This is a genomic window from Vulcanococcus limneticus LL (genome assembly GCF_943369875.1).
GTDB lineage: Bacteria > Cyanobacteriota > Cyanobacteriia > PCC-6307 > Cyanobiaceae > Vulcanococcus > Vulcanococcus limneticus_A.
Genome location: NZ_CALROT020000008.1, coordinates 21629 through 45611, shown reverse-complemented (window position 1 = coordinate 45611; position 23983 = coordinate 21629). Strand labels below are relative to the sequence as shown.

Here is a 23983-nt window from a genome sequence, read left to right as displayed (position 1 = left end):
GTGCCGAGGCACCACGGGGCTGAAGGGGATCGGGGTTGGGGGATCGGTCCGGAGGTCGGCCCCGTTCAGGGCCGGGTCGCGAGCGCGACCGGACCCTGGCCGCGGCTCCGCTCAGAAGCCCATCACCTGGGCCACGGTGGCCGTGACGGGCTCCAGGCCCGTGTGGAACTTCGAGTCGTTGTGCTCGATGGCCGTGGTGGGGTCCTTGAGGCCGTTGCCGGTGAGCACGCACACCACCGTGGCGCCGGCGGGCACCTCCTCCCGCCGCTTGAGCAGGCCCGCCACCGAGGCGGCGCTGGCGGGCTCGCAGAACACCCCCTCGCCGGCCCCCAGCAGCTTGTAGGCCTCGATGATCTCGGCGTCGGTCACCGCCATGAAGTCGCCGTTGCTCTCGGCGCGGGCCTTGAGGGCGTTCTCCCTGTTCACCGGGTTGCCGATGCGGATCGCGGTGGCGATCGTGTCCGGCTGCTCCACGGTGTGGCCCAGCACCAGCGGTGCGGCGCCGGCCGCCTGGAAGCCCATCATCCGCGGCAGCTTGCGGCTGTGGCCCGCGGCCTTGTACTCGTTGAAGCCCATCCAGTAGGCGCTGATGTTGCCGGCGTTGCCCACGGGGATGCAGAGCCAGTCGGGCGCCTCGCCCAGGGCATCCACCACCTCAAAGGCGGCCGTCTTCTGGCCCTGCAGGCGGTAGGGGTTGAGCGAGTTCACCAGGGTGACGGGGTACTGCTCAGCCACCTCGCGCACGATCGCCAGGGCCCTGTCGAAGTTGCCCTTCACCGCCAGCACCTCGGCGCCGTAGAGCAGGGCCTGGGCCAGCTTCCCCTGGGCCACGTAGCCATCGGGGATCAGCACGAAGGCCCGCATGCCGCCGCGGCGGGCATAGGCGGCCGCGGCGGCCGAGGTGTTGCCGGTGCTGGCGCAGATCACGGCCTCGGAGCCGGCTTCCTTGGCCTTGCTGATGGCCATGGTCATGCCCCGGTCCTTGAAGGAGCCCGTGGGGTTGAGGCCGTCGTATTTGAGGAACACCTTCACGCCCTTGCCGATGCGCTCGGCGATCACCGGCGCGGGAATCAGCGGCGTCGCCCCCTCCCGCAGGGTGATCACGGGTGTCTTGTCCGACACCGGCAGCCAGCGGCGGTAGCCCTCGATCAGACCCGGCCAGTCCTGCATGGAGGGCTTGGGTCCCAGGCGCCGGCGCAGGGAGGACAGCAGGGGCACGGGCGGCAAGGGGGGGCTGGGCCGAATCTACGGCCCGGGCCAGAACCCTGTTCAGGAGGCGTTTTTCGCCGGCTTCTGGCCCTCCTCGCCCCGCAGGCCATCCAGGGGTGAGTCGGAGAAGAACTTCACCAGCTCGCTGATCGAGCTCGCCTTGCTCATGATCTGGAGCAGGGCCGGGATGCTGACCTCCATCTCATCGTTCGGGTAGGCCTTGAGGAAGCCCACCGCCGTGAGGCTGCCGTTGCCGCTCACCAGGCCGTTGATCACGCCGGCCTTGAGGGCGGGAACCCCCGCCGAGCTGGCCTTGAGCGGATACACGATCGTGGCCACCCGCGCCAGGATCGCCTCGCCGATGCGGGTGCTGAGCAGCCGGCTGGTGAGCACCAGCGGCAGGCTGAGGGGCTGGTTGAGCAGCTTGGCCACCTCCGCCGGCTTCTGCTTGCCGAGGGCCATCACATCGGCCAGCAGGCCGCGGGCCTGGCCGGTCTGGGCCAGGTGCTCCATGTCCGCCACCGGAATCGAGCGACGGAAGGCGCCACTCACGAACACCACCTGCTCGGCCGCCAGGGCCGCGGGGCTGGCGCCGATCAACCCCAATCCAAGGGTGGCGGCGGCGGCGCTGGCGCTGAGGCGGCCCCGCAGGGTGGCGATGGCCATGGGCGAACGGGCCTGGGAATCGATGCCTGAACTGTAGGTGGGCTGTTCAGGAGGCCTGGGCGGTTTGCCGTGCGGCCAGCCCCACCCGCCGGCGGGTCTGGGGGGCCACCAGCACATCCCGCAGCAGCCGCACCACACCGCGTTCGGCCAGTCCGCGGGCCACATCCAGCCCCATGCGCCGCAGTTCGCTTTCCTGCAGCAGCCGCGGCAGCCGTTTGAGCAGCAGCTGGGGCTCGAACCCCGGCAGCTGGCGCAGGATCTCCACCAGCCGCTGGATCGGCTCCAGCGACAGCAGCTCCAGTTCTCCGGCGCTGATCGGTTCGCGGTCCCGCAGGCCCGGCGGCAGCAGCCGCTGGGGCAGCCGCTGGCCCAGGCGCAGGGCCGTCTGCCAGCCCAGGGCATCGAGCTGGTCCACCACGGCCTGCACGAGCTGCTGGCGCAGCAGGCCCGCCTTGGGGGAAAACAGGAAATCGAGCACCTGATCCAGCAGGCCATCGAGATCGAGCTGGCTGCCGCTGGCGGCGCTGCTGATCAGGTTGTCGAGCCGCTGCCAGCGGAAGATCTCGCCGTCGAACAGCATCTCCTTGAGGCTGTTGCGCAGCTCGGGGTCCGGGTCCTCCATCAGCCGGCGGGCGAAGTAGGGATAGGCGGCGCCGAGGATCTTGAAGTCGGGGTCCACGCTCAGGGCGATGCCCTCCAGGGTCACCAGCGAGCGGATGATCAGGGCGTAGTAGGGCGGCACCCGGAAGGGGAAGCGATACATCACCCCCGAGAGGTCATCGGTCACCGCCTTGAAGTCCATGCGGCTGACGCCCATCTCCAGGGCCTGGCCGAACACCCCCTCAAAGGCCGGCACGATCGGCTCCAGGTTCACGTCCTCGGCCAGGAAGCCGAGGTTCACGAAGTCCTTGCTGAGCTTGCCGAAGTTGCGGTTCACCAGGTGCACCACCGCCTGGATCAGCCCGGTGCGGGCCTCGCGGCTCACCTCGCTCATCATCCCGAAGTCGAGGTAGGCGAGGCGGCCATCCGGCAGGGCCAGCAGGTTGCCCGGGTGGGGATCGGCGTGGAAGAAGCCGTGCTCCAGCAGCTGCTGCAGGCTGCAGTTCACCCCCACGGTCACCATGTCGTCGGGGTCGATGCCGAGGGCCCGCACGGCCTCGAGGTTGGTGAGCTTCACCCCATCGATCCACTCCATCGTCAGCACCCGCCGGCTGGTGGCCTGGTGGTAGATGCGGGGAACGGCGATGCGCGGATTGTGGGCGTGCAGGGCGGCGAATGCTTCGGCGTTGGCGCCCTCGTTGCAGTAGTCCATCTCCTCGAACACCCGCTTGCCCAGCTCGTCGATCAGGGCCACCAGATCGCTGCGGATCAGGCCCACGTTGCGGTTGAGCCAGGCGGCGATGTTGCGGACGATGTAGAGATCGAGGGTGATCTGCTCGCGCAGGCCCGGCCGCTGCACCTTCACCGCCACCCGCTCGCCGGTGCGCAGCACGCCGCGGTGCACCTGGCCCAGGGAGGCCGCGGAGATCGGTTCGCGCTCCAGCTCGGCGTAGATCGCGTCCACCGGGGCCCCGAGGTCCTCCTCGATGCAGGCCATGGCCAGGGCCGAATCGAAGCCGGGCAGCTGGTCCTGCAGCTGGGCCAGCTCCTCCAGCAGCAGCGGCGGCACGATGTCCGGCCGGGTGGAGAGGGCCTGGCCGGCCTTGATGAAGGCGGGGCCGAGCGAGGCCACCAGGTCGGCGGCCTCCTTGGCCCGGACCCGGGCGTGGCCCTTGTTGTTCAGGCGGCCCGTGAGCCAGTCGACGCCCACCCCCAGCAGGTAGAGGCCGATGGGCACCAGGGTCTGCCAGAGGCGGCGGATCAGGCGCTGGGGGTGGCCGGCATAGATGCGGGTGATGGCGGCCGGGTCGTAGCTGAGCAGGCCGGCCGCCTCCAGGAAGTCGCTGAGGTCGGCGTCGGCCGCCGCGCCGGAGCGGGAAGCTGGGCTGGGGGAAGGCTGCTCTGCCGGGCCGGGCTCGGGGTCTTCGGCGCGCGGGTGCGGCTCGGCAGCTGCGGGGCCTTGAGGCGTTGAGCCGGACGGAGCTGGGTGGGACAGCGCTGGGTCGCCCGGGACTGGCTCGTCCGCTGGCTCCAGGGGCTCAGCCCCATCCGCCACCACCGCCGGGGCCGATCCACCACTCATCGCCTCGCCGAACACCGCCGCCTGCATCGCCTCCAGGGCGGCCTCGGCGGCGGTGTGGACGGGCACGCCGGCGGCCGTGGGGGCGGGTGCGGGCTGCGGAGCGCTGCTGGACTGCGCGCGGGCCATGGCGCTGTGCCGGTTGCCCGGACTGGGACGGTTCCCCTTCTAAACGAAAGACACAGCCGCTACGGTCGGGGCGAACACCTGTTCCACTCCGGAGGCCGGCGTGCTCACGGGTCTGCGCCTCGAGAACATCGCCCTGATCGAGCAGCTCCAGCTCGACTTCCGGGCCGGGTTCACGGTGCTCACCGGCGAGACCGGGGCCGGCAAGTCGATCCTGCTCGATGCCCTCGACGCCCTGCTGGGCGGGGCCCAGGGCGCGGCCGGTGGCCGGCTGCTGCGCCCCCAGGCTGAGCGGGCCGTGATCGAGGCCAGCTTCAGCCTCAGCCCGCCCCTGCGCACCTGGCTGGAGCAGCAGCAGCTGGAGGCCGAGGAGGGGGAGCTGCTGCTCAGCCGCGAGTGGCGCCGCAGTGACGACCGCCTCAGCAGCCGCAACCGCCTCAACGGCGTGGTGGTGAGCCGCACGCAGATCCAGGAGCTGCGGCCCCTGCTGCTCGATCTCACGGTGCAGGGTCAGACCCAGCAGCTGGCCCGCCCCGGCCAGCAGCGCCGCTGGCTCGACCGCTTCGCCGGCGAGGAGCTGCAGCGGGCGCTGGAGCCCGTGGCCCGCGCCTACCGCAGCTGGAAGCAGGCCGCCGCTGCCCTGGAGGCGGCCCGGGCCAACTGGCAGCAGCTGCAGCGGGAGCGGGAGCGCCAGGAGCAGCTGCTCGACGACCTGGAGGCGGCCCAGCTGCAGGACCCCGCCGAGCGCACGCGGCTGCAGCAGGAGCAGGACCGGCTGGCCCATGGCGTGCGCCTGCAGGAGGGGGTGGGCACCCTGCTGGGGCGCCTGGTGGAGGGGGCCGACCAGGCGCCGTCGGTGCTGGATCACCTGGCGGCCTGCGAGCAGGAGCTGGCCCAGATGGAAGCCTGCGATTCCGCTGTGGCGGAGCTGCGCAGCCGCTGCAGCGATGGTCTGGCCCAGCTGCAGGATCTCGCCCGCGACCTGGATCGCTACGGCGCCCTGCTCGAGAGCGACCCCGAGAGCCTGGCGGGGCTGCAGGAGCGGATCGCCCAGCTCAAGGCCCTGGAGCGCCGCCACGGCCAGGATCTGGCCGGGCTGATCGCCCTGCGCGACCAGCTGCGGGAGCAGCTGGCCCCCGGTGGGGCCGAGGCGTCGCTGGAGGCCCTGGAGCAGCTGGAGCACGAGGCCCGATCGGGCCGGGATCAGGCCAATGCCCAGCTCAGCGCCCGGCGCGCCAGCGCCGCCCGGCAGCTGGAGCAGCAGCTGATGGCGGCCCTGCGGCCGATGGGGCTGGCCAACGTGCGCTTCGCGGTGGCGATCGCGCCGGCGCCCGCTGGCGAGGAGGGGGCCGATGCGGTGCAGTTCCTGTTCTCCGCCAACCCCGGCCAGCCCCTGGCCCCCCTGGCGGAGGTGGCCTCCGGCGGCGAGATGAGCCGCTTTCTGCTGGCCCTGAAAACCTGCCTGGCCGCGGCGGATCCGCACGTGACCCTGCTGTTCGACGAGATCGATGCGGGTGTGAGTGGCCGGGTGAGCGGGGCCATGGCGGAGCTGCTGCAGCGGCTGGCGCAGCAGCGTCAGGTGTTCTGCGTCACCCACCAGCCCCTGGTGGCCGCCGCAGCCGACCACCACTTCCGGGTGTCCAAGCAGGTGGTGGGCGGCCTCACCCACACGCGGGTGTCCCAACTGCGGGACACTCAGGCGCGCCAGGCGGAACTGGCGGAACTGGCCGGCGGCGACTCCGGCGAGACCCGCAGCTATGCCGCGAGCCTGCTGGAGAAGCGCAGCGCCTGAGCCCGGGCCCTGGCGCCCTGCCCCACTGCCCCCAACGGGGGAGGCGTCCCAGGGCTCGGGGAGTTACAACGAGGCCATGGCGTCCCTGCCCCGTCCGTTCCCGCTGCGTTCCCTGCTGCTGCGCTTCGGGGTGCTCACGGCCGCCAGCGCGGCGCTGCTCAGCGTCGCCCTGGCCTTCCTGCTGGGTTCCTTCGAGCGGCAGCGGGTCGCCGTGATCGAGGTCCAGGCCACGGGGGCGGTGCGGGAGGCCTCCCGCGACCTGGAGCGCCTGTTCTTCGAGGTGATCGGGGATCTGGGGATCATCAGCCGGATGCCGGCCGTGCGCACGGCCGTGGAGCAGCCCAGCGAGGCCCACTGGCGTGCCGTGGCGGAGCAGCTGGAGGGATTCGCGGTCGAATACGGCCGCTATCCCTCCATCCAGGTTCTGGATCGAGCCGGCGTATCCGTGGCCGCGTTCCCCATGGCCGCGGCGAAGACCCGCTCCGCCGCGGCGCTGTCCAAGGCCGAGGCCGAGCTGCTGCTGCAGCAGCGCCAGCTGATGGTGCTGCATCTGGTGTGGCAGGGATCCCGGGCCCTGCTGCCCGTGGGCCGCCCCCTGATGGATGCGTCTGGCCATCCGCGCTTCGAGCTCTGGGCCGACGTTCAGCTCAACGGCAGCTTCGACGGCATCGCCAGCATCCTGCAGGTGCCGGAGCTGAAGGCCGAGGCGTGGATCCTCGATGCCCGGGGCCGGGTGATCAGCGCGCCGCCCCACGGCGGGTCCCGCCAGCAGCCCCTCGACCTGCTCCAGCGGTTCCCGATGCTGCGGACTCCCCTGGCCGAGCATGCGAGTGGCCGGCAGCTGGGGCCGCAGGGACTGTTCGTGTACCAGGCGATCAACCCCCTCGAGCAGGGGCCCGGCGCGGCTCCGGGCTCCGGCCTCGGGCGCGGTGGCCCGTCCGGCAACCTGGATTGGATGCTGGTGATGCGGGTGCCGCCCGACCAGCTCCAGCGCGGATCCCTGCTGGCGTCGCCCCAGGGCCAGCTGCTGATCGGGGCCCTCTATCTGGCGGCCGCCACGGCCTCCGGTCTGCTGGCCTACAGCCAGTTGCTGGCGCAACAGCGGCAACGGGAGACCGATCGCCATGCCCAGGAGCTCTGGCGCCTCTCGAGCACCGACTCGCTCACGGGGCTGGTGAACCGGCGGCGGTTCGAGGAGCTGGCCACCTATGAGATCGCCCGCTGCCAACGCACGGGAGCGCCCCTGGCCCTGCTGCTGCTGGATCTCGACCACTTCAAGGAGATCAACGACCGCCATGGCCACGGCACCGGTGATCTGGTGCTGCGGGCCTTCGGCGAGGCCGCCCAGACCGCCCTGCGGGAGATCGACACCATCGCCCGCTGGGGCGGTGAGGAGTTTGCGGTGCTGATGCCCGAAACCGGCCAGCAGCCCGCCGTGGCGGCGGCCGAACGGGTGCGCCGCACGGTGGAGGGTCTGGCGGTGATGCCGCGTTCCAGCGGTTCGGACGCCACCCCACCGGTCCACATCACCGTGTCCGTCGGTGTGGTGGCGATGGAGGCGGGCGAGCTGTCGCTGGAGGCCCTGATCCAGATGGCCGACCACGGGCTCTACGCCGCCAAGGCCGCCGGCCGCAACTGCGTGGCTGTGCTGCCGGCCCCGGGGCTGCCGCCACGCATCGCGTCGGCGTCGGCCTGAGCGGCAGCCCCTCGCCCCTGCGCCGGCCCTCAGCCCCAGCCCGGCGGCGGCTCCAACCTCTGGCCCACCAACCAGCGCCCGTAGAATCCGCTGTTCACGAAGACGCTGGATGCCCCGCGCGAGCGCCGGTTCCGGGCCCAAGGCCACAGCAGCGAAACGGACGGCCGGCAGCAGCGAAGCGAGGCAGCCGAAGGCCAAGGGCCCGGCGGAGGCCCCCCCGGCCCTCACCCTGCACGAGAAGGCGGCCCAGCGGGATGGCAGCCGCGCCCTCAGCGGCGGTTCCCTGGAGGACGTGATCCGGGTGCGGGGCGCCCGCCAGCACAACCTCAAGAACGTCGACCTCACGATCCCGCGCAACCGCCTGGTGGTGTTCACCGGCGTGAGCGGCAGCGGCAAGAGCTCGCTCGCCTTCGACACGATCTTTGCCGAGGGGCAGCGCCGCTACGTCGAGAGCCTCTCGGCCTACGCGCGCCAGTTCCTCGGCCAGGTCGACAAGCCGGATGTGGACGCCATCGAGGGGCTGTCGCCGGCGATCTCGATCGACCAGAAATCCACCAGCCACAACCCCCGGTCCACCGTGGGCACGGTGACGGAGATCCAGGACTACCTGCGCCTGCTGTTCGGCCGCGCCGGCGAGCCCCACTGCCCGGAGTGCGACCGCTCGATCCGGCCCCAGTCGATCGACGAGATGGTCGACCAGATCCTGGCGCTGCCCGAGGGCACCCGCTACCAGCTGCTGGCCCCGCTGGTGCGCGGCAAGAAGGGCACCCACGTGAAGCTGCTGGGCGGCCTGGTGGCCGAGGGCTTTGCGCGGGTGCGCATCAACGGCGAGGTGCGCGAGCTGGCCGACAACATCGAGCTCGACAAGAACCACGCCCACAGCATCGAGGTGGTGGTGGACCGGCTGGTGGCCCGCGAGGGGATCCAGGAACGGCTCACCGACTCGCTGCGCACGGCCCTCAAGCGCGGCGACGGCCTGGCCCTGGTGGAGGTGGTGCCCAAGGCGGGCGAGGAGCTGCCGGAGGGGGTGGAGCAGGAGCGGCTCTATTCGGAGAACTTCGCCTGTCCGGTGCACGGCGCCGTGATGGAGGAACTCTCGCCGCGCCTGTTCTCCTTCAACAGCCCCTACGGCGCCTGCCCCGACTGCCACGGCATCGGCCACCTGCGCAAGTTCACGGTGGAGCGGGTGGTGCCCGATCCCTCGCTGCCGGTGTATGCCGCGATCGCGCCCTGGGCCGAGAAGGACAACTCCTACTACTTCTCGCTGCTCTATTCCGTGGGCGAGGCCTTCGGCTTCGAGATCAAGCTGCCCTGGAACCAGCTCAACGACGCCCAGCGGGACGTGCTCCTGAACGGCAGCAAGGAGCCGATCGCCATCCAGGCCGACAGCCGCTACCGCAAGGGCGCCGGCTACGTGCGGCCCTTCGAGGGGATCCTGCCGATCCTGGAGCGCCAGTTGCGCGATGCCAGCGGCGAGTCGGTGCGCCAGAAGCTGGAGAAGTTCCTGGAGCTGGTGCCCTGTGCCAGCTGCCAGGGGCTGCGGCTCAAGCCTGAGGCCCTGGCGGTGCGGGTGGGGCCCTACCGGATCCATGAGCTCACCAGCAGCAGCGTGGGCGAGAGCCTGCGGCGGATCGAGGCGCTGATGGGGGTGGGCGAGAGCGAGGGGGCCGAGCCGCTGCTGACGCCGCGCCAGATCCAGATCGGCGATCTGGTGCTGCGGGAGATCCGCATGCGCCTCAAGTTCCTGCTGGATGTGGGGCTCGACTACCTGAGCCTCGATCGCCCGGCGATGACCCTCTCGGGCGGCGAGGCCCAGCGCATCCGCCTGGCCACCCAGATCGGTGCCGGCCTCACCGGGGTGCTCTATGTGCTCGATGAGCCGAGCATCGGCCTGCACCAGCGCGACAACGACCGGCTGCTGAGCACGCTGATCAAGCTGCGCGACCTGGGCAACACGCTGATCGTGGTGGAGCACGACGAGGACACGATCCGCGCCGCCGACTTCGTGGTGGACATCGGCCCCGGCGCCGGCGTGCACGGGGGCCACATCGTGGCGGAGGGGTCGCTGCAGAACCTGCTGGATGCGGAGGAGTCGCTCACCGGCGCCTACCTCAGCGGCCGGCGCTCGATCCCCACGCCGGCCGAGCGGCGCACCAGTAGCAGCCGCAAGCTCACCCTGGTGGGCTGCGGGCGCAACAACCTCTCCGGCTTTGATGTGGAGGTGCCGCTGGGGCGGCTGGTGTGCGTCACGGGGGTGAGCGGCAGCGGCAAGAGCACGCTCGTGAACGAGCTGTTGCATCCTGCCCTGGAGCACAAGCTGGGCCTGAAGGTGCCCTTCCCCACGGGTCTGGGGGAGCTGAAGGGCATCCAGGCGATCGACAAGGTGATCGTGATCGACCAGTCGCCGATCGGTCGCACGCCCCGCTCCAACCCCGCCACCTACACCGGCGCCTTCGATCCGATCCGCCAGGTGTTTGCCGCCACGGTGGAGGCCAAGGCCCGCGGCTATCAGGTGGGCCAGTTCAGCTTCAACGTCAAGGGTGGCCGCTGCGAGGCCTGCGGCGGCCAGGGCGTGAACGTGATCGAGATGAACTTCCTGCCGGATGTGTATGTGCAGTGCGATGTGTGCAAGGGCGCCCGCTACAACCGCGAAACCCTGCAGGTGACCTACAAGGGCCACACCATCGCCGATGTGCTGGAGATGACGGTGGAGCAGGCCGCCGACGTGTTCTCCGCCATCCCCCAGGCGGCCGATCGCCTGCGCACCCTGGTGGATGTGGGCCTCGGCTACGTGAAACTGGGCCAGCCGGCACCCACCCTCTCAGGCGGTGAGGCCCAGCGGGTGAAGCTGGCCACTGAACTCTCCAAGCGCGCCACCGGCAAGACCCTCTACCTGATCGACGAGCCCACCACCGGCCTCAGCTTCTTTGACGTGCACAAGCTGATGGATGTGATGCAACGCCTGGTGGACAAGGGCAACTCGATCCTGGTGATCGAGCACAACCTCGATGTGATCCGTTGTGCCGACTGGATCGTGGATCTTGGCCCAGAAGGGGGAGACAAGGGAGGGGAGATCGTGGTCACGGGCACCCCAGAAGAAGTTGCCGAGCACCCCACCAGTCATACCGGTCGGTATCTCAAGCAGGTGCTGGAGCAGCATCCTCCTGAGGTGGTTGGGGGTTGAGGAGGAGATCCTGGAAGGGATCTGGGGGACTGGGGTGGATTGGGTGAAGGGGGAGGTGGCTTGGGTTGTGGCTTGAGGGGGGACCGGGTGGGTTCTGGTGCTTGGAGGTAGGGGAGACACCAGGCGTGGGGTGAGGTGCTCTGGGGGACTGGCTGGATTCTTATGCAAAGAATGCATATTCCAGGAATCCATCTTGGAGGTCACGGCTTAGACCCCAGTGAGGGACTGCTATCACAAGGATCTAAGGGTGGCATGAGCACTCTCACCTATTTTTCAGGGAGAAGATGCTTAAGAAAGAGTAGAGTTGCTGGCAATACTTCGTCACAGAGGCAAGGACTGGTCTTCTGGGGGTTACCCCTGGTGATCGGGTCCGAGCTCCTACCGAAACCTTATGACTACTGCTCAGGACCGCCTCAACCAGATCCTGCCCACCTGGTACGAGCTGCTTAGCCAGTGGTCGCTGGACGGGTCTTTGGTTGCTGCTGCGACTGATGCCCTGGTGCTGGACGGCAGCAATGCCAAGCAGGGTAGTGAGGGACTGCTGCAGAGCTATGTGTCGCAGTGGTCAGCAGGGAATTTCAAGAACCTGCCTCAGATTGTGCTGCTGTCGGCAGATGACATCAGTGGTGCACGGGGTGCTTATGCGGACAGCACCGACACCATTTACCTGAATCAGGACTGGCTCCTGACCGCGAGTGATGAGGAGATTCAACGGGTTCTTACGGAGGAGCTGGGACATTATTTGGATGATCAGCTGAACCAGGGTGATTCTAAGGGGGATGAAGGTGAGTATTTTTCTTATCAATTATTTAGCGGAAATCCAAGCCAGAGCCAGCTCGAAGCATTTGCGGCTAATACTGATCAGATTGAAATTCGTGATGACTTTAGTGTTTTACTTGCAGAAGCATCTCAAGCTTATCAGTCTCCCTCTTTTGGGAACATCACGCCCTCTCCAAGTGCTACCTATTGGACAAATCAATTAAATAGTCAATTTACAGGAATAATCAATGGATCTTCGGGCGACGATGTATACACAGGCGTTCCTTATTCTGTTGGGCCGTTTAATGCAACAATATACGAACTTACCATAAATGATAGCTTAGGCAATACATTTATAAGTTCTTCGGGTTACAATGGGGGCGGGGGGCCAAACGGATCAATAGTTAATAGCAATTTTAACCTTGGAGATGGCTATGTACGTATAGATTCCACAATCACAAGTGGTAATTATGGCTATAACTTTGTTGGCAACAATCTTGTGATGGGTGGCGGCAATAGCGATATTAATGTTGTAACCGGGGGTTCGGCTTACTATGCGCAAACAGCTTTTTCGTCTAATTTAAATGCTGGAGCTGGCACAGATAGTTTAAATGTCTCTGTTAACCTAACAACCGACTGGATTGCTTCTATTAGTGGATCATCCATTGACATGGGAGCAGATAATGACTATTTATCATCAGTAGTTACAGGTCATTTTGACAGTCAATATACAGCTTATGCAATAGTTAACTCTACCGTGATCATGGGTGGCGGTAATGATACTCTTCGCGCGTGGTCTACACGACAAGCGCTTTCAGAGTCCAGTATCGAAATGGGCGATGGCAATGACATCGTTGACATATCTGGGATTGCAATATCAAGCAAGATTTCTGGCGGGCTGGGTTTTGATACATTAAGAATACGACAAAGCTTTTACAGCGTAATTGTTTCCACGGATGCAAATGGCAATATAAGGATAGTCTCTGGCGATCCGGAAAACCCATTGACATTGTCAGAAGCAGATGATTATCAGCTTGAGTTATCTGGATTTGAATCAGTAGTTTTCGATGACATGGCGATTGATCGTGATGTCTATTTACAGCAATCAGACACTGGAAAATTATATCGATTTGTAGATGGACCTACTTGGATTGAAGCAAGCCAAAATGCTCAAAGCCTGGGCGGTAATCTCGCATCAATTTCAAGTGCAACAGAGAACTCAGTCGTATATTCTCTTCTTGATCCATCATATAGATCAACCGCCAATGCTTGGATTGGATTCAATCGTTTGAATAATTATGTTTGGGGATGGTCTGATGGAAGCGCCGTCACTTACACCAATTGGCGAGTTGCATCGAACGAACCGAGTGGAGATGGTAATTGGGCACAAATGCGCCACTATGATGGCGGTACTTGGAACGACTTTAGGGGACCTTATGGATATGACGGTGGAGTAGATTTTTACGAAACAACCAGAGGAATAGCTGAGATACCTTATCTTAGCTTTGGGTCAAGTATTTATGTAGTTGTCCCAGCGTCTACATGGACAGAAGGCCAAGCTAAAGCAGTTTCGCTTGGAGGTAACCTGGTAACCATTAACAGTTATGAAGAAAACCAATGGCTCAATCAAGCGTATGGGCAACTTCATAGTTCTTATTGGATGGGAATTAACGATATCAAAACCGAAGGCATGTGGGTTTGGGTAAGTGGAGAACAGGTCGATTACACTAACTGGCTACCTGGATCTCCCGACAATGAACTTCAGACCGGAGATGAGGACTGGGGAGAACTGAACTATTACTATAGTTCAGGCGATAATCAGACTGGATACTGGAATGACAACAATAATGACGGCAGCGGCCCTCGCTATGCAATTGTAGAAATTACTAACGGAGGATCAAATGGTGGAGGTGGAGGCACAGGTTTCGACTATAGCGTTAGCAATAATCTGGTAATTACTGGGGCTGGGAAAGGAACTCTCGACGGAAGATCATTTGAAGATATCTTCACTTTTGATCTAAGCATTGGCAATGACGAAATCTCAATCAATGAGAGTGCGGGCAACTCTATTCCCATGACAGTTGAGGGCGGAGATGGAATTGACACATTAAACGCCAATTCGCTAAAGAACAAGCTGATACTTACCGGAATAAACCAAGGAACTTTGGACGGTATTCAGTTCTCAGGAATTGAGAATATTAACCTTGGAAGTGGAAACGATGAGGTTTATATTCGTTCAGGAGGGATGCTCACAGGTTTGTTAAACGGGGGCAGTGCAGCTACAGGTGGGGGTACTGTTATCTATGTTCCAGATGACGGCAATGTCGATGACTATCAGGGTGACAGTGATGGATATACCAATCCTGATGGTTCAGAAGTAACATCCCCGCCACCACCACCAACGACGCCTCCCATTGAATTTAAGCCAATTGCACCTGGATATAAGTTCAATGGTGGCTTGAATTCGATATTTATGAATGATGATGCGAATACCGCGTCGATTAACGGCCCAGGCCTTGGTGTAGTAGATGGAACTGATTTCACAAACTTCTATGCCTTGGACCTTAAGGGTGGTGATGACTTTGCGACAATCAACCCAACTGGCTATCTCTTCGGTAAGCTCAATGGTGGACTTGGATTTGACACCTTAAGTTTATCAGAAGATATTAATCTCTTTTCTGTCGATGAGTCTCTTATTGGTAGGGTTGACAAGACTGATATTGAGTCCTTTGAGGTCATTAATCTGCTTGGTGGTGATGACTCTGTCGAGATAAGGATTAATGCACTTCCCCCAAATTTTGATGGTATTCGCCAATCCTTGGCAATTGACGGTGGCATTGGATCGGATAATCTTACTTTGAAGATGACTCGTGAAGAGGTTCAATACCTGAAAGCTGAAGGAACTTTTGACGATCTCCAAGCTTATCTCGCTGATCCCGTTGGCAAGATATTCTCAGTGTCCTTTTCCTCCGTCGATTTAACTTTGACTGGATTTGAAAATGTTGGGTTCTTCAATCAGAGTCCCACCAGTATTTCCTCCTCCTCTAGTAATTTTGATGAAGATTCTGTAGTAGGTACAGAAATTGCGATCCTTACTGCCTTTGATCCTGATCAACAAGATCAATTCACTTATAAGTTTGTTGGCTCGGGTGGTCAGCTTGTTGACACGGTCGAGATCTTTGAAATCCAGGGAAATTCAATCAAGTTGACTGATATTCCTAACTTTGAAACAAAGAGTTCTTATCAGACGACCCTGCGAGTGTTTGACGACTTTGGCGCCTTCTACGATCAAGCATTCGACTTCTCAGTTACAGATGTCAACGAAGCACCAACTGCAGTAACGCTGACTAATAAGAGTACTTCTCTGCTCGAGAATACTGTTACCACTAACCGCATCAAAGTTGCCGACATCCAAATCACGGATGATGCGCTTGGCACCAATGCTGTGACGCTGTCTGGTGCTGACGCAGCACTCTTTGAGGCTGATGCTGGTGTCTTGTATGTGAAGGCAGGAGCAGTACTGGATTATGAGACCAATCCAATTCTGGACGTCACGGTCAGTGTTGCCGATAGCACGGTTGGTGGATCAACACCTGTTACTGCGACTTACGCACTGGCGGTTAGTGATATTCCAGAAGCAACGGCTGAAATTGGCATTGCTGCAGCACCATTTGTCATAACTCCAATCGTGATATCAGGTAGTTTGAACGATCCTAAGGTCGAAACATACACTACGACGAGGGGCAAGGGAAAAAATGCAACCACTACTTACAACTGGACTAACATCAACCTTGACAATCCCACAAGACCTCTTGATGCTTTAGTTGTCAATGGTGGCGATGCAAACAACGTGATCACTGCTGCTGGATTCAAGGATGATCCTGCATCAACCACAATTGAAATCCGAGCGGCATTCTCAGGTCTCGTCGTGATTGATGGTAAAAGTGGTGCGGACACGATCACAGGTGGTATAGGAACTAACTGGTTGATTGGTGGCGGTGTATCAGCCACAGGGACTGTCGATACTCTGACCGGCACCTTGTCTGCCAAGGATATTTTTGATCTTAGGAGTGAGACATCATCAGGCGCTTGGTCTGATGCCTACGCAGTTGGCCATGCGGTGATCAACAACTTTGCAGTTGAAGATTTCATTGTACTTGCTGGACAAAAGTCTGATTATGTCTTTAACTCCAAAGTTGTTCAAACTCTTAACAAGAGAGGCAAGGTCACGGGAGAAACGGTGAGTTTTGAAATCTTGAAAAAGAGTAGTAATGATTTGATTGCAACTATTGCAACTGCTTCAGGAGGTGGATTTACGAGTTTGACTGATCTTTCGACTTATACAGTTTTCGGTCAGTCAGCTCAGGATCCCTTTGAGGTTGTTCTGCCTGGTTCTGCTGGTGGCACGATTATCTGATCCCTATAAGGCTTCATTGAATTCGATTGGAGCACTGTTGTGCTCCTTTTTTATGGCGGTTCATCTTTACTCATAAGGATCCAACCTTCACGCGTTAAGCCTGGGATCTCCGCATCCCAGGCATCATGAAGTGCAAAGCATCAGAACCACCGTTCCCATCAGAACCCAAGGATCCAGTGGAGGTGCTGGACCAGTTCACCTTTCTCTACCAGCAGTTTGACGTTGCCCTTCTGATTCTGGAGACCAGTGAGGACCTGCTGTATGTCCTTCACTTCGATCTGGTGGAAGATGAGGACCAGGAGGACTCCGGCTGATCATGAGATATCAAGGTCCGATGCACCCACTTTTGTAGGTTTGAGCTGACCACCCTTTTCAATGGGACCCTTTGGGGTTTTGGCGACTGCTGTTGGGGTCGCTGGGAGCATCAAGATCTGATGGGTCGCTCATGGGTCTCATAAGGGTTCTGAGAGCATCAGAGGACCTTCTGTTGCTTGAGCCGCCTGTAGAGGTGATCGAGTGCTTCCTCAAGGACCTCATCAGGTGTTCTGAAGGATGGCTTGTGGGTGATGGGGTTGATGGCTTTCTTTTGGATCTCTATCAGGATCCGCTTGGATTCAGATTTCATTTGAACAGGTAGGTATCGGGTGCCTTGAGGTTCTGGTGTTCTTTTTTGATCAGGAACTTCACCAGATCACTCTTGTTGAGCTTGTAGTGCTGACATAAGGAATCTCTGGTGTCCAGAAGGTAAACCTCATGTTGCTTGAATGATAAGGATTCGCGAATTGGCTTCTCTTGGGTCTTTGTATGCATTCGGTGACGAGCTCTTATGGTGAATATAGGTATTTATATTCTTGGGGTGTTGCTTGTTTCCTTATGAGGTTCTCTCTTGGATCATTGGGAGCGAATGGGTCCTGATGGGAGATACAATACGCCAATAGGTTTTAAATGGTGTTTTTAATTGCTTGTGCTACGCACAAGGTTGCCTACGGCAACTCATCTGTTGTTTTGAATCTTATAAGATCTTATACCCTGATCAAACACTAACGTAGTTATTTATGTATTTCAGAAACTCAAGATCCAGATAAAATCGTCAAAACCTAACATAGGCATTATACACAAGATATTCAACCATGTCAAGTCACGGCGTATACACACGCCAAGAAGGTATCTTGACAGAATCACAACAAGATCTTATAATCACCAGTGTGACGCATATAATCTTATGAATAAAGAATCGGTGACTGATAAAAGGTATCGAGAACAGATCCTTCAGTACTACTTTAATCAACCTATTCTCAAAGGATGCCAGAAGCATCCTAAATGGGTTGCTCCATGCCCTTTCTGCTCCCCAGGTAGAAAGACAGAATCCAAACGCAATGAGAAGGTCTGTGCATTGATCTGGGTGGACTCATGGAATGCTTGGACCTTCACCTGCAAGAGAGATGCTTGTGCCTACAGGAAGTTGTCATTTGCCAATTTGATCAAGGCGCTCAACCCTGATCTGTACACGGAGTATCAGAGGGAAAGATTTCACGCCGGAAGAACTGGTAAAGGCACGAATTGCAGGAGTCCTTATCCTCTTCGCCATAAGGATGGGGTCAATGGGGGTAACCCGAACAAGACTACAAGGGACAGAGGTAGTTGACATATTCCGGAAGTCGTTCTATATTGATCGGGTTGAAACGGCACACCGATATAACGGCAGTCGGAAGAGAATATCTCTAATTCAGCACCCTTGCTCGGGGAGACAGGGCATTATATTATATTTTAGAAACATCATGATTGACATCACAGAAACATATTGCGAAATTATCCTCGATGACGAGTTCGATAGGCAAGACATTGCAGAACTTCTTGCTCCACTTGCTAAGAGATGCTGCGTCATCTTATCAAGAAGTCGTGAATTAGAAACAAATGTCGAAGATGCGTGGGAATACCCTTGTGGTCTTGACGTCGACCATGACTCTGCATCGGAGATTGTTAATATTGTGTCCAATGCCGAGGGCATAGTCGAATGGGAGGAGTTAATCCCAGTCCTATTGGAATACATCAACAGAGTCAGTGTCGACAATGGTAAAACTCATGTTCTTATCGGAACTCCGATCGAAAAGCAGGACACATATTGCTATGCCACTGAACTAATATCAAAGTTCTTTTTTGCGCATAGCACTATGCCTTTCTTTAGCATCAGCAGTTGTTCCTATGACTGCCAGTCAGCATGGTCAGATGAGCAACTTGGTTTTCGTGCTAATGGAACTATCGTTTTACTGACACCGAGTCAAGTTGCGTCAGAACTAATTCGTTGCCAAGGGATCAAGGCATGATTGGTAATATCTTTCATTTCCAGCATGGAAGGAAGACCTTCCCCGTTGGTTTGGCATAGATCTTGAGCATGGTCTCGGTGCTGTGCCCTGCCACCTGAGCAAGGTCAGCAACCGAGTTACCCATGGCAAGTGCATGAGATATGAAGGTATGCCGTTGGGCATAGAGACGACGTGGTTTGAGACCGCATCGGTTCAATGATCGTTTCCAGACTTTGCCCAGCAGTGCGTCATAGACGTTTCGGTGGGTGATGGGGGTGACGAAGACCAGACCATCAGATTCATAGAGACCCAAGTGGTCCATGTGAATCTGGTGGTTTTTTAGCGTCTGGAGCAGTTGAGGGTTGGTTGGCACAACTCGCTCCTTGCCCGTTTTGGTTGGGGCGGCGATGAAGCGATGGGTCGCCAAGCCATCGACCCGCAGGGACTTGTGAATCAGGAGCTCCCCCTCCTGCCACCTGACGCAATCCCAGGTGAGTGCACGGAGCTCCCCGTTGCGGAGACCCGTGCTCAACCACAGGAAGAACAGGGGATAGAACCAGGCATCGTTCGCTTGTAGGTCTTTGAGAACCGCCTTGATCTCATCGGCCGAAAGCACGTCCGTGTGCCTTGGGGTCTTGTTGAATTTCAGGGAGCAGGCAAAGAGTTTGCCGCAGTCGGGAAGGACTCGGCGGAATTCTGAGAGGATCCCGACGATGGTTTGATTTTTCAGACCCTGCTGCTGCATCCAGGCAATGAAGAGCTCCACGTCCTTGCGGTTTCGCAGGGTTTTGCCGTATTTCAGGAGGGTGCGGTAGGCATGAATCGTTCGACCCTGCCGATTCGCCGCGGCAAGGTGCTCCAGACCCTCCAGCAGTCCCTTGTCCTGATGGTCACTGGTTGTCTGGTACGTCCTCAGGGTTTTGTCGAAGACGCCACCGCAGTAGTCCGACCAGATGCGGGCACTGAGAGCGGATGCCTTGGCAATGGCAGCAGGGTCGCTCCAGGATCCCAAGCGGTTGATGAATGCATCGGTGCCGTCGATGCGGACTCGGAGCTGCAGTGCCCCGTTGTTGTTCCGCAGGGAAGGTGGCTTTTTCATGGTGAGCCAGTGGATCAGGCTGTGTCCACCTGGCTATTGGGTGGCTTGAGGCCAAGCCAAGCCATTACCCCTGCATTGAAGCCGTTCGTAGCCGTGGGAGGTTCAGGGAGATACAGAGCAAGGGGATTTCAGGCAATGTGGCTTGACTTCTGGCTTACCGCTCGGAGCACCCTTGAGATCCAGCATCCTCATTGGGATCTCACAGCATCCATAAGATGATGGATGTGATGCAACGCCTGGTGGACAAGGGCAACTCGATCCTGGTGATCGAGCACAACCTCGATGTGATCCGTTGTGCCGACTGGATCGTGGATCTCGGTCCCGAAGGCGGCGACAAGGGCGGGCAGATCCTGGTGACGGGCACCCCCGAGGAAGTGGCCGAGCATCCCACCAGCCACACGGGCCGCTATCTCAAGCAGGTGCTGGCCCAGCATCCGCCGATGGTGGCGGGGGGCTGAGGCGGAGATCCTGGACGGGATCTTGGGGAATTGGGGGGATTGGGTGAAGGGGGTTGTGGCTTCAATTCCATTCTTAGCTCCTGTTGTCGGAATGCATGCATATACTCAATCGCGTGATTGCATTAGCAAGAAGGAAATGAGTATTTCTACCCTACGTGTACGACTATCCGTGTATAACCATTAAATCCCGCTATCAGGTCCTAAAATCATGGCATAATGATAAAAGCTTTAATTCCCTAATGAATAGTATAAAGCACAGGATCCTTAATGCCGGAGCTATCGTAGCCATGCTGTTGCCAGTAAAAGCATTAGCTCAGCTTTGTGAATATAATACGCGTTGTATTGATTATTCAAAATGTTATATCAATAATGTGGCTCAGCCATGTGCTTATGGTAGTGGAGGGGCCTCCTACGGAGGAGTTATATTTAGGCATGGCACATTTGAGATTGAATGGCTTTCCGATACACGTGCAAACGTTACTTATGGTAAGCGGAAGGAATTTAAGGCTGTTGCTAGGGTGTCAACAGAAAATGGCTACAGAGTTCTTAGATTAACCGATGGAGTTGTGGTCAAGTATCCTGCTTCTGGCGGAAAGTATGCTGGTGGGTGAATTCAAATTGAGCCTGATAGCTCTGTTTAATGTTAACACATAATGTTGTTTCTGGGGAGTGTATTCCTGTTTTCAACTCCTTCTGATGCACCCGTTCTCTAATCTCCTGGCTTGTATCCCTCGTTAATTAACTCTTCTGCCATCTTGCAACGTCTATTATCTGTCTCTTGGTTATTTCCAGTATTAAAGCATCGCATCTTCTTAGAGCCATCGCTCCCCCTTGTTGTTTTCCAGTAGTACCCTAGATCACGCATCTGAGTTTGATTAGATGTAGAGAAAGGGGGTATTAAAGTTTTATTGCCTTTGCTGCTTGTTATGTTAGTACCACGGCCTCCGTGGGCTGAGGTGCCGTAGGTTATTCTCCCATTATCCTCTACGATCTTGGTCTTGCAATCTTGCCCACCAGGATATTCATTGCAATTGAAAAAATAATATGAGACGACTTTGCCATCACTTAACCATTTAACCCTTGTGCCCACTTGATTTCCATTTGAAGTTATTAGACTTAATGAGCAGCCTTCCCATTTTCCGTTAAACGCACATTGCTCTGCTTTTACTACCAGCGGAAATCCCACAATTATTGTTGATGCAAATATTAGTTGTTGTGCCGCAATGCATATTGTTTTGCCTAGGTTCATCGGAGTTGATAAAAAGGTGTTCGTTTATAGTAACCAAGATGTCAAGCCGCCGGAGATAGTAGTTGCGGGAAGGGGTCTGGGAGAATTTGGCTGGTTGGGATGACTGGGGAGGTGGCTTGGGTTGTGGCTTGAGGGGGGACTGGTTATTTGGAGGGGGGCAGAGAGCAGCTTTGTGCCCCTTGTCAGCATTCAACCCCTGCTTTGATATGCCGTTACTGCATAAAATCGACACCTTCTAGACCCAAATGTATGGCTATCGATGTTTTATTATTGGTAGTTCTCCTTGCTGAATTGAGAAAAACTTACTCCAAAAGCAATCTCTTATGACAAAAAATCTGTTTCTGACAGCAATCTTATTTATTCTGCCAATACTCTCTCATGAAGCTGAGGCAAGCTCATACGCTTGGAGCTGTATCGGAAAAATCCAAGAAAATCAAAGGGACGCACAATACCTGATATCTGGCGCAAGAGAACCTGGCCATAATAATGTCCTCATCAGAGCAAAAGATGGAAAGGTTAAGTTAAAGCTTAATTCAATCGGACCATTGACCGAGGTTATTATCCCTGATGTAGGGCGCAACGGAGAAGATGGCATTAAGTCTCAAAGGGTTTATAAGGATGCAACTGGCAGGAGATGGATTTATTCAAACCTAGACGCACATCCAGTCTTTACCCTTTACAATAATCAAAGAGTATCATTCGCATGTCACCCATAAACGACATACCCTAGAGTCACCTTATCTTTAAACTTGGCTTGTCTAACCTAAAAGTAACATGAAGCAGCTAATATATGTAGGACAACCACTCTTTACAGTGATTCTAATCACTGTTGCGACTTCGGCCCCATTGAAAGCTCAACAGAGATCACTAAAGCAATGTCTGGCTAATTATGGAAACGGAATAGGATGCCAGATACCACGGAGTGGATCCTATCCTTATGATTGCGAATATAATCAAAAGGCAATCAAATGTTCTGGATTCAAAAACAATCAAATCAAGTGGGAGGATGGTGTGGTTACCACCATATGGCTTGTAAGACCAGCCACAGATCTTGATAATCGTAAATTACGGTCAAAAGGACTTGCCCAAGCTTCTTCATTGTATACTGATAAAAGATCAGGCAGATGGTGGCTAAACTCCTTTCCCAATGGAAATCAGCTGTGGATTAATGAAGTTACAGGTAATTCAATCTTTGTTCCACTCCGTGCTGCATGTCAACCGCCTCTAAAGGGAAATCTTGGATACTGTACACCACCATAACACTACTCTAGGGTAATTAAACTATATCTTCTAGATGTATTCTGAGAATGAGACCCTATAGGAACTTCTGTAGATCAGGTATGGTACGGGAATAGAGTAAATGGACTAGGTTGTCGCTTGCTGGACTGACCTCGCACAGCAAAAAACGAATATCCTTAGTTGGCTATATGTGTTAAACACGTTCGCAGGCTATTCCATTATATTCAAGATTAATCAGAAAGAGTGGACCAGGCTTTATGGACGTATGTTAGCCAAAGCCTGAGGAATACGTCTCAATCATGAGAAAGTCTACCGTCTTTGTATTGTTCATGAAACTATACTGTCAGAATGCTTATCGGTAAAGAGTTACACCAGGAGTCTGTCCCTTTATTCGGATAACAACTTTGTCACGACCAATATATTCTAGAGTAGACGTGCCAGGATAACCTGTGTCATCATAAAGAATGGATCCTTTTACGAGACCTTTACCACGAGGTTTAGTCGAATATATTACAGTCGAGTTTGCAGTTGGATCTTTTACTATCCGCTTTATCCAGCCAACTTTTTCATTAACAATTACGCACTCCGACCCAACTCCTCGAGGGGTATTGTATTTTCTCCATTTACACTGATCTTCTCCAGCATTTGCTTCGAAAGCAGTGAATATCAGGCTAGAGGTCAAGAAAAGCCGAACCAATACTAAGATCATACACAGGTCGAATTGACCAACCTATTATAATGGCTGCGCACCTCTTGGTCAATGGCAAAAGACAAAGAACTTACTAGAAATAACGGAAAATGACTGTTTTCAGAAATAGAACTGTCTAAAGGCTGGGCATTGCATAACTCATCTGATATGTGCCAATAGAGTCGGTAAGATACGAGAAAGAATTGCACGTTGCCTTTACGTCACACCGCAGAGAAACCAACATAAAGAAGCTAATAAGTGTTGCCTTAATATAGATGCGGCAATTTTGCCCGTCGACAATAACTGATAAACTTATCGACAATCTCTACGCGGCGTTTTTCGCCAAACTGCTTGATTTCTGGTAGGCCAAGTCTTCTGCTCTCATCAGCACATGCAGTCCAGGTCCTTCTGTCAGTAGAGCTTGATGGGACGCAGTAATTGTATCCAGGCGGAGTACTAAAACCATCTTGACAGCGAGCAACGGCAGGTTCTCCAATTAATGTGCCTTGGAAAGCAAGTGCAACCATGCCAGTTGCTACAGGTCTAAAAGGGATGCAAATGACTGACCAGTCTTTCATTTCTAGATCTAAATGATAATGTAATACCCCTATGGCACATGATACCATGCTATGACATATCCAGTTTTTCTTTAGCCCAATGAAAAGGTATTTACTGGCATCCGTTTTCTTGATGTACACCTTTTTCCCAAGTCCTTCTAATGGTTCTCCGTCGAACACGCCAAGGACTATAAAATGCAGTAACTTGACTCTTGAGTATCGCCCGCTTAAGAGTTCATATGAAATCACTGATATGTTTCTAATCGTCAAAAATGGCTTGGGTAGTGGAAGATATCCAACAGACGGCACTCCCATACGTATCAAACAACCAAACGGTGCTTCCTATCGAGTCACATTGCGAA

General features: G+C 57.1%; 12 protein-coding genes and 1 pseudogene. 8 read left to right on the top strand and 5 right to left on the bottom strand.

What is annotated here, in order from left to right:
- Positions 1–111: 111 nt before the first annotated feature.
- From thrC to ACLV7J_RS10175, 3 genes are all read right to left on the bottom strand, one after another.
- Positions 112–1170: a threonine synthase gene (thrC, locus tag ACLV7J_RS10185; RefSeq protein ID WP_411869103.1), complete on the bottom strand. Its 1059-nt coding sequence runs from the start codon at positions 1168–1170 to the stop codon at positions 112–114.
- A gap of 99 nt (positions 1171–1269) precedes the next feature.
- On the bottom strand, positions 1270–1875 hold the full coding sequence (locus tag ACLV7J_RS10180) for an alpha/beta hydrolase (RefSeq protein ID WP_411868986.1): 606 nt from the start codon (positions 1873–1875) through the stop codon (positions 1270–1272).
- Between the two features lie 46 nt (positions 1876–1921).
- Complete coding sequence (locus ACLV7J_RS10175) at positions 1922–4183, bottom strand: AarF/UbiB family protein (RefSeq protein ID WP_411868985.1); 2262 nt, start codon at positions 4181–4183, stop codon at positions 1922–1924.
- A gap of 100 nt (positions 4184–4283) precedes the next feature.
- On the opposite strand from ACLV7J_RS10175, the gene recN reads away from it, so the two are divergent.
- The 6 genes from recN to ACLV7J_RS10145 all read left to right on the top strand — a co-directional run bounded on the left by recN (position 4284) and on the right by ACLV7J_RS10145 (position 18352).
- Positions 4284–5972 (top strand): DNA repair protein RecN, encoded by a 1689-nt coding sequence (gene recN / locus ACLV7J_RS10170; RefSeq protein ID WP_411868984.1) that lies wholly within the window; start codon positions 4284–4286, stop codon positions 5970–5972.
- A gap of 76 nt (positions 5973–6048) precedes the next feature.
- Positions 6049–7668: a diguanylate cyclase gene (locus ACLV7J_RS10165; protein WP_411868983.1), complete on the top strand. Its 1620-nt coding sequence runs from the start codon at positions 6049–6051 to the stop codon at positions 7666–7668.
- A gap of 109 nt (positions 7669–7777) precedes the next feature.
- Complete coding sequence (gene uvrA, locus ACLV7J_RS10160; protein ID WP_411868982.1) at positions 7778–10852, top strand: excinuclease ABC subunit UvrA; 3075 nt, start codon at positions 7778–7780, stop codon at positions 10850–10852.
- A gap of 499 nt (positions 10853–11351) precedes the next feature.
- Positions 11352–16028, top strand: coding sequence for a lectin-like protein (locus ACLV7J_RS10155; RefSeq protein ID WP_411868981.1), 4677 nt, complete (start codon positions 11352–11354; stop codon positions 16026–16028).
- A gap of 176 nt (positions 16029–16204) precedes the next feature.
- The gene (locus ACLV7J_RS10150) at positions 16205–16342 is read left to right on the top strand and encodes a hypothetical protein (protein ID WP_411868980.1); all 138 of its coding nucleotides are present in this window, start codon (positions 16205–16207) and stop codon (positions 16340–16342) included.
- 1464 nt (positions 16343–17806) lie between these two features.
- Positions 17807–18352 carry a hypothetical protein gene (locus tag ACLV7J_RS10145; protein WP_411868979.1) on the top strand — a complete coding sequence of 182 codons (546 nt, stop codon included), beginning with the start codon at positions 17807–17809 and terminating at the stop codon, positions 18350–18352.
- 13 nt (positions 18353–18365) lie between these two features.
- On the opposite strand, the gene ACLV7J_RS10140 is transcribed toward ACLV7J_RS10145, so the two are convergent.
- Positions 18366–19430 carry a site-specific integrase gene (locus ACLV7J_RS10140; protein ID WP_411868978.1) on the bottom strand — a complete coding sequence of 355 codons (1065 nt, stop codon included), beginning with the start codon at positions 19428–19430 and terminating at the stop codon, positions 18366–18368.
- Between the two features lie 209 nt (positions 19431–19639).
- Here ACLV7J_RS10140 and ACLV7J_RS10135 point away from each other — a divergent pair.
- Positions 19640–19888: pseudogene (locus ACLV7J_RS10135) on the top strand (hypothetical protein); the annotation flags it as partial.
- 155 nt (positions 19889–20043) lie between these two features.
- Positions 20044–20499 (top strand): hypothetical protein, encoded by a 456-nt coding sequence (locus ACLV7J_RS10130; RefSeq protein WP_411868977.1) that lies wholly within the window; start codon positions 20044–20046, stop codon positions 20497–20499.
- 98 nt (positions 20500–20597) lie between these two features.
- On the opposite strand, the gene ACLV7J_RS10125 is transcribed toward ACLV7J_RS10130, so the two are convergent.
- A complete protein-coding gene (locus ACLV7J_RS10125; protein WP_411868976.1) occupies positions 20598–21137 on the bottom strand; it encodes a hypothetical protein in 540 nt (179 codons plus the stop codon).
- Between the last annotated feature and the right edge of the window lie 2846 nt (positions 21138–23983).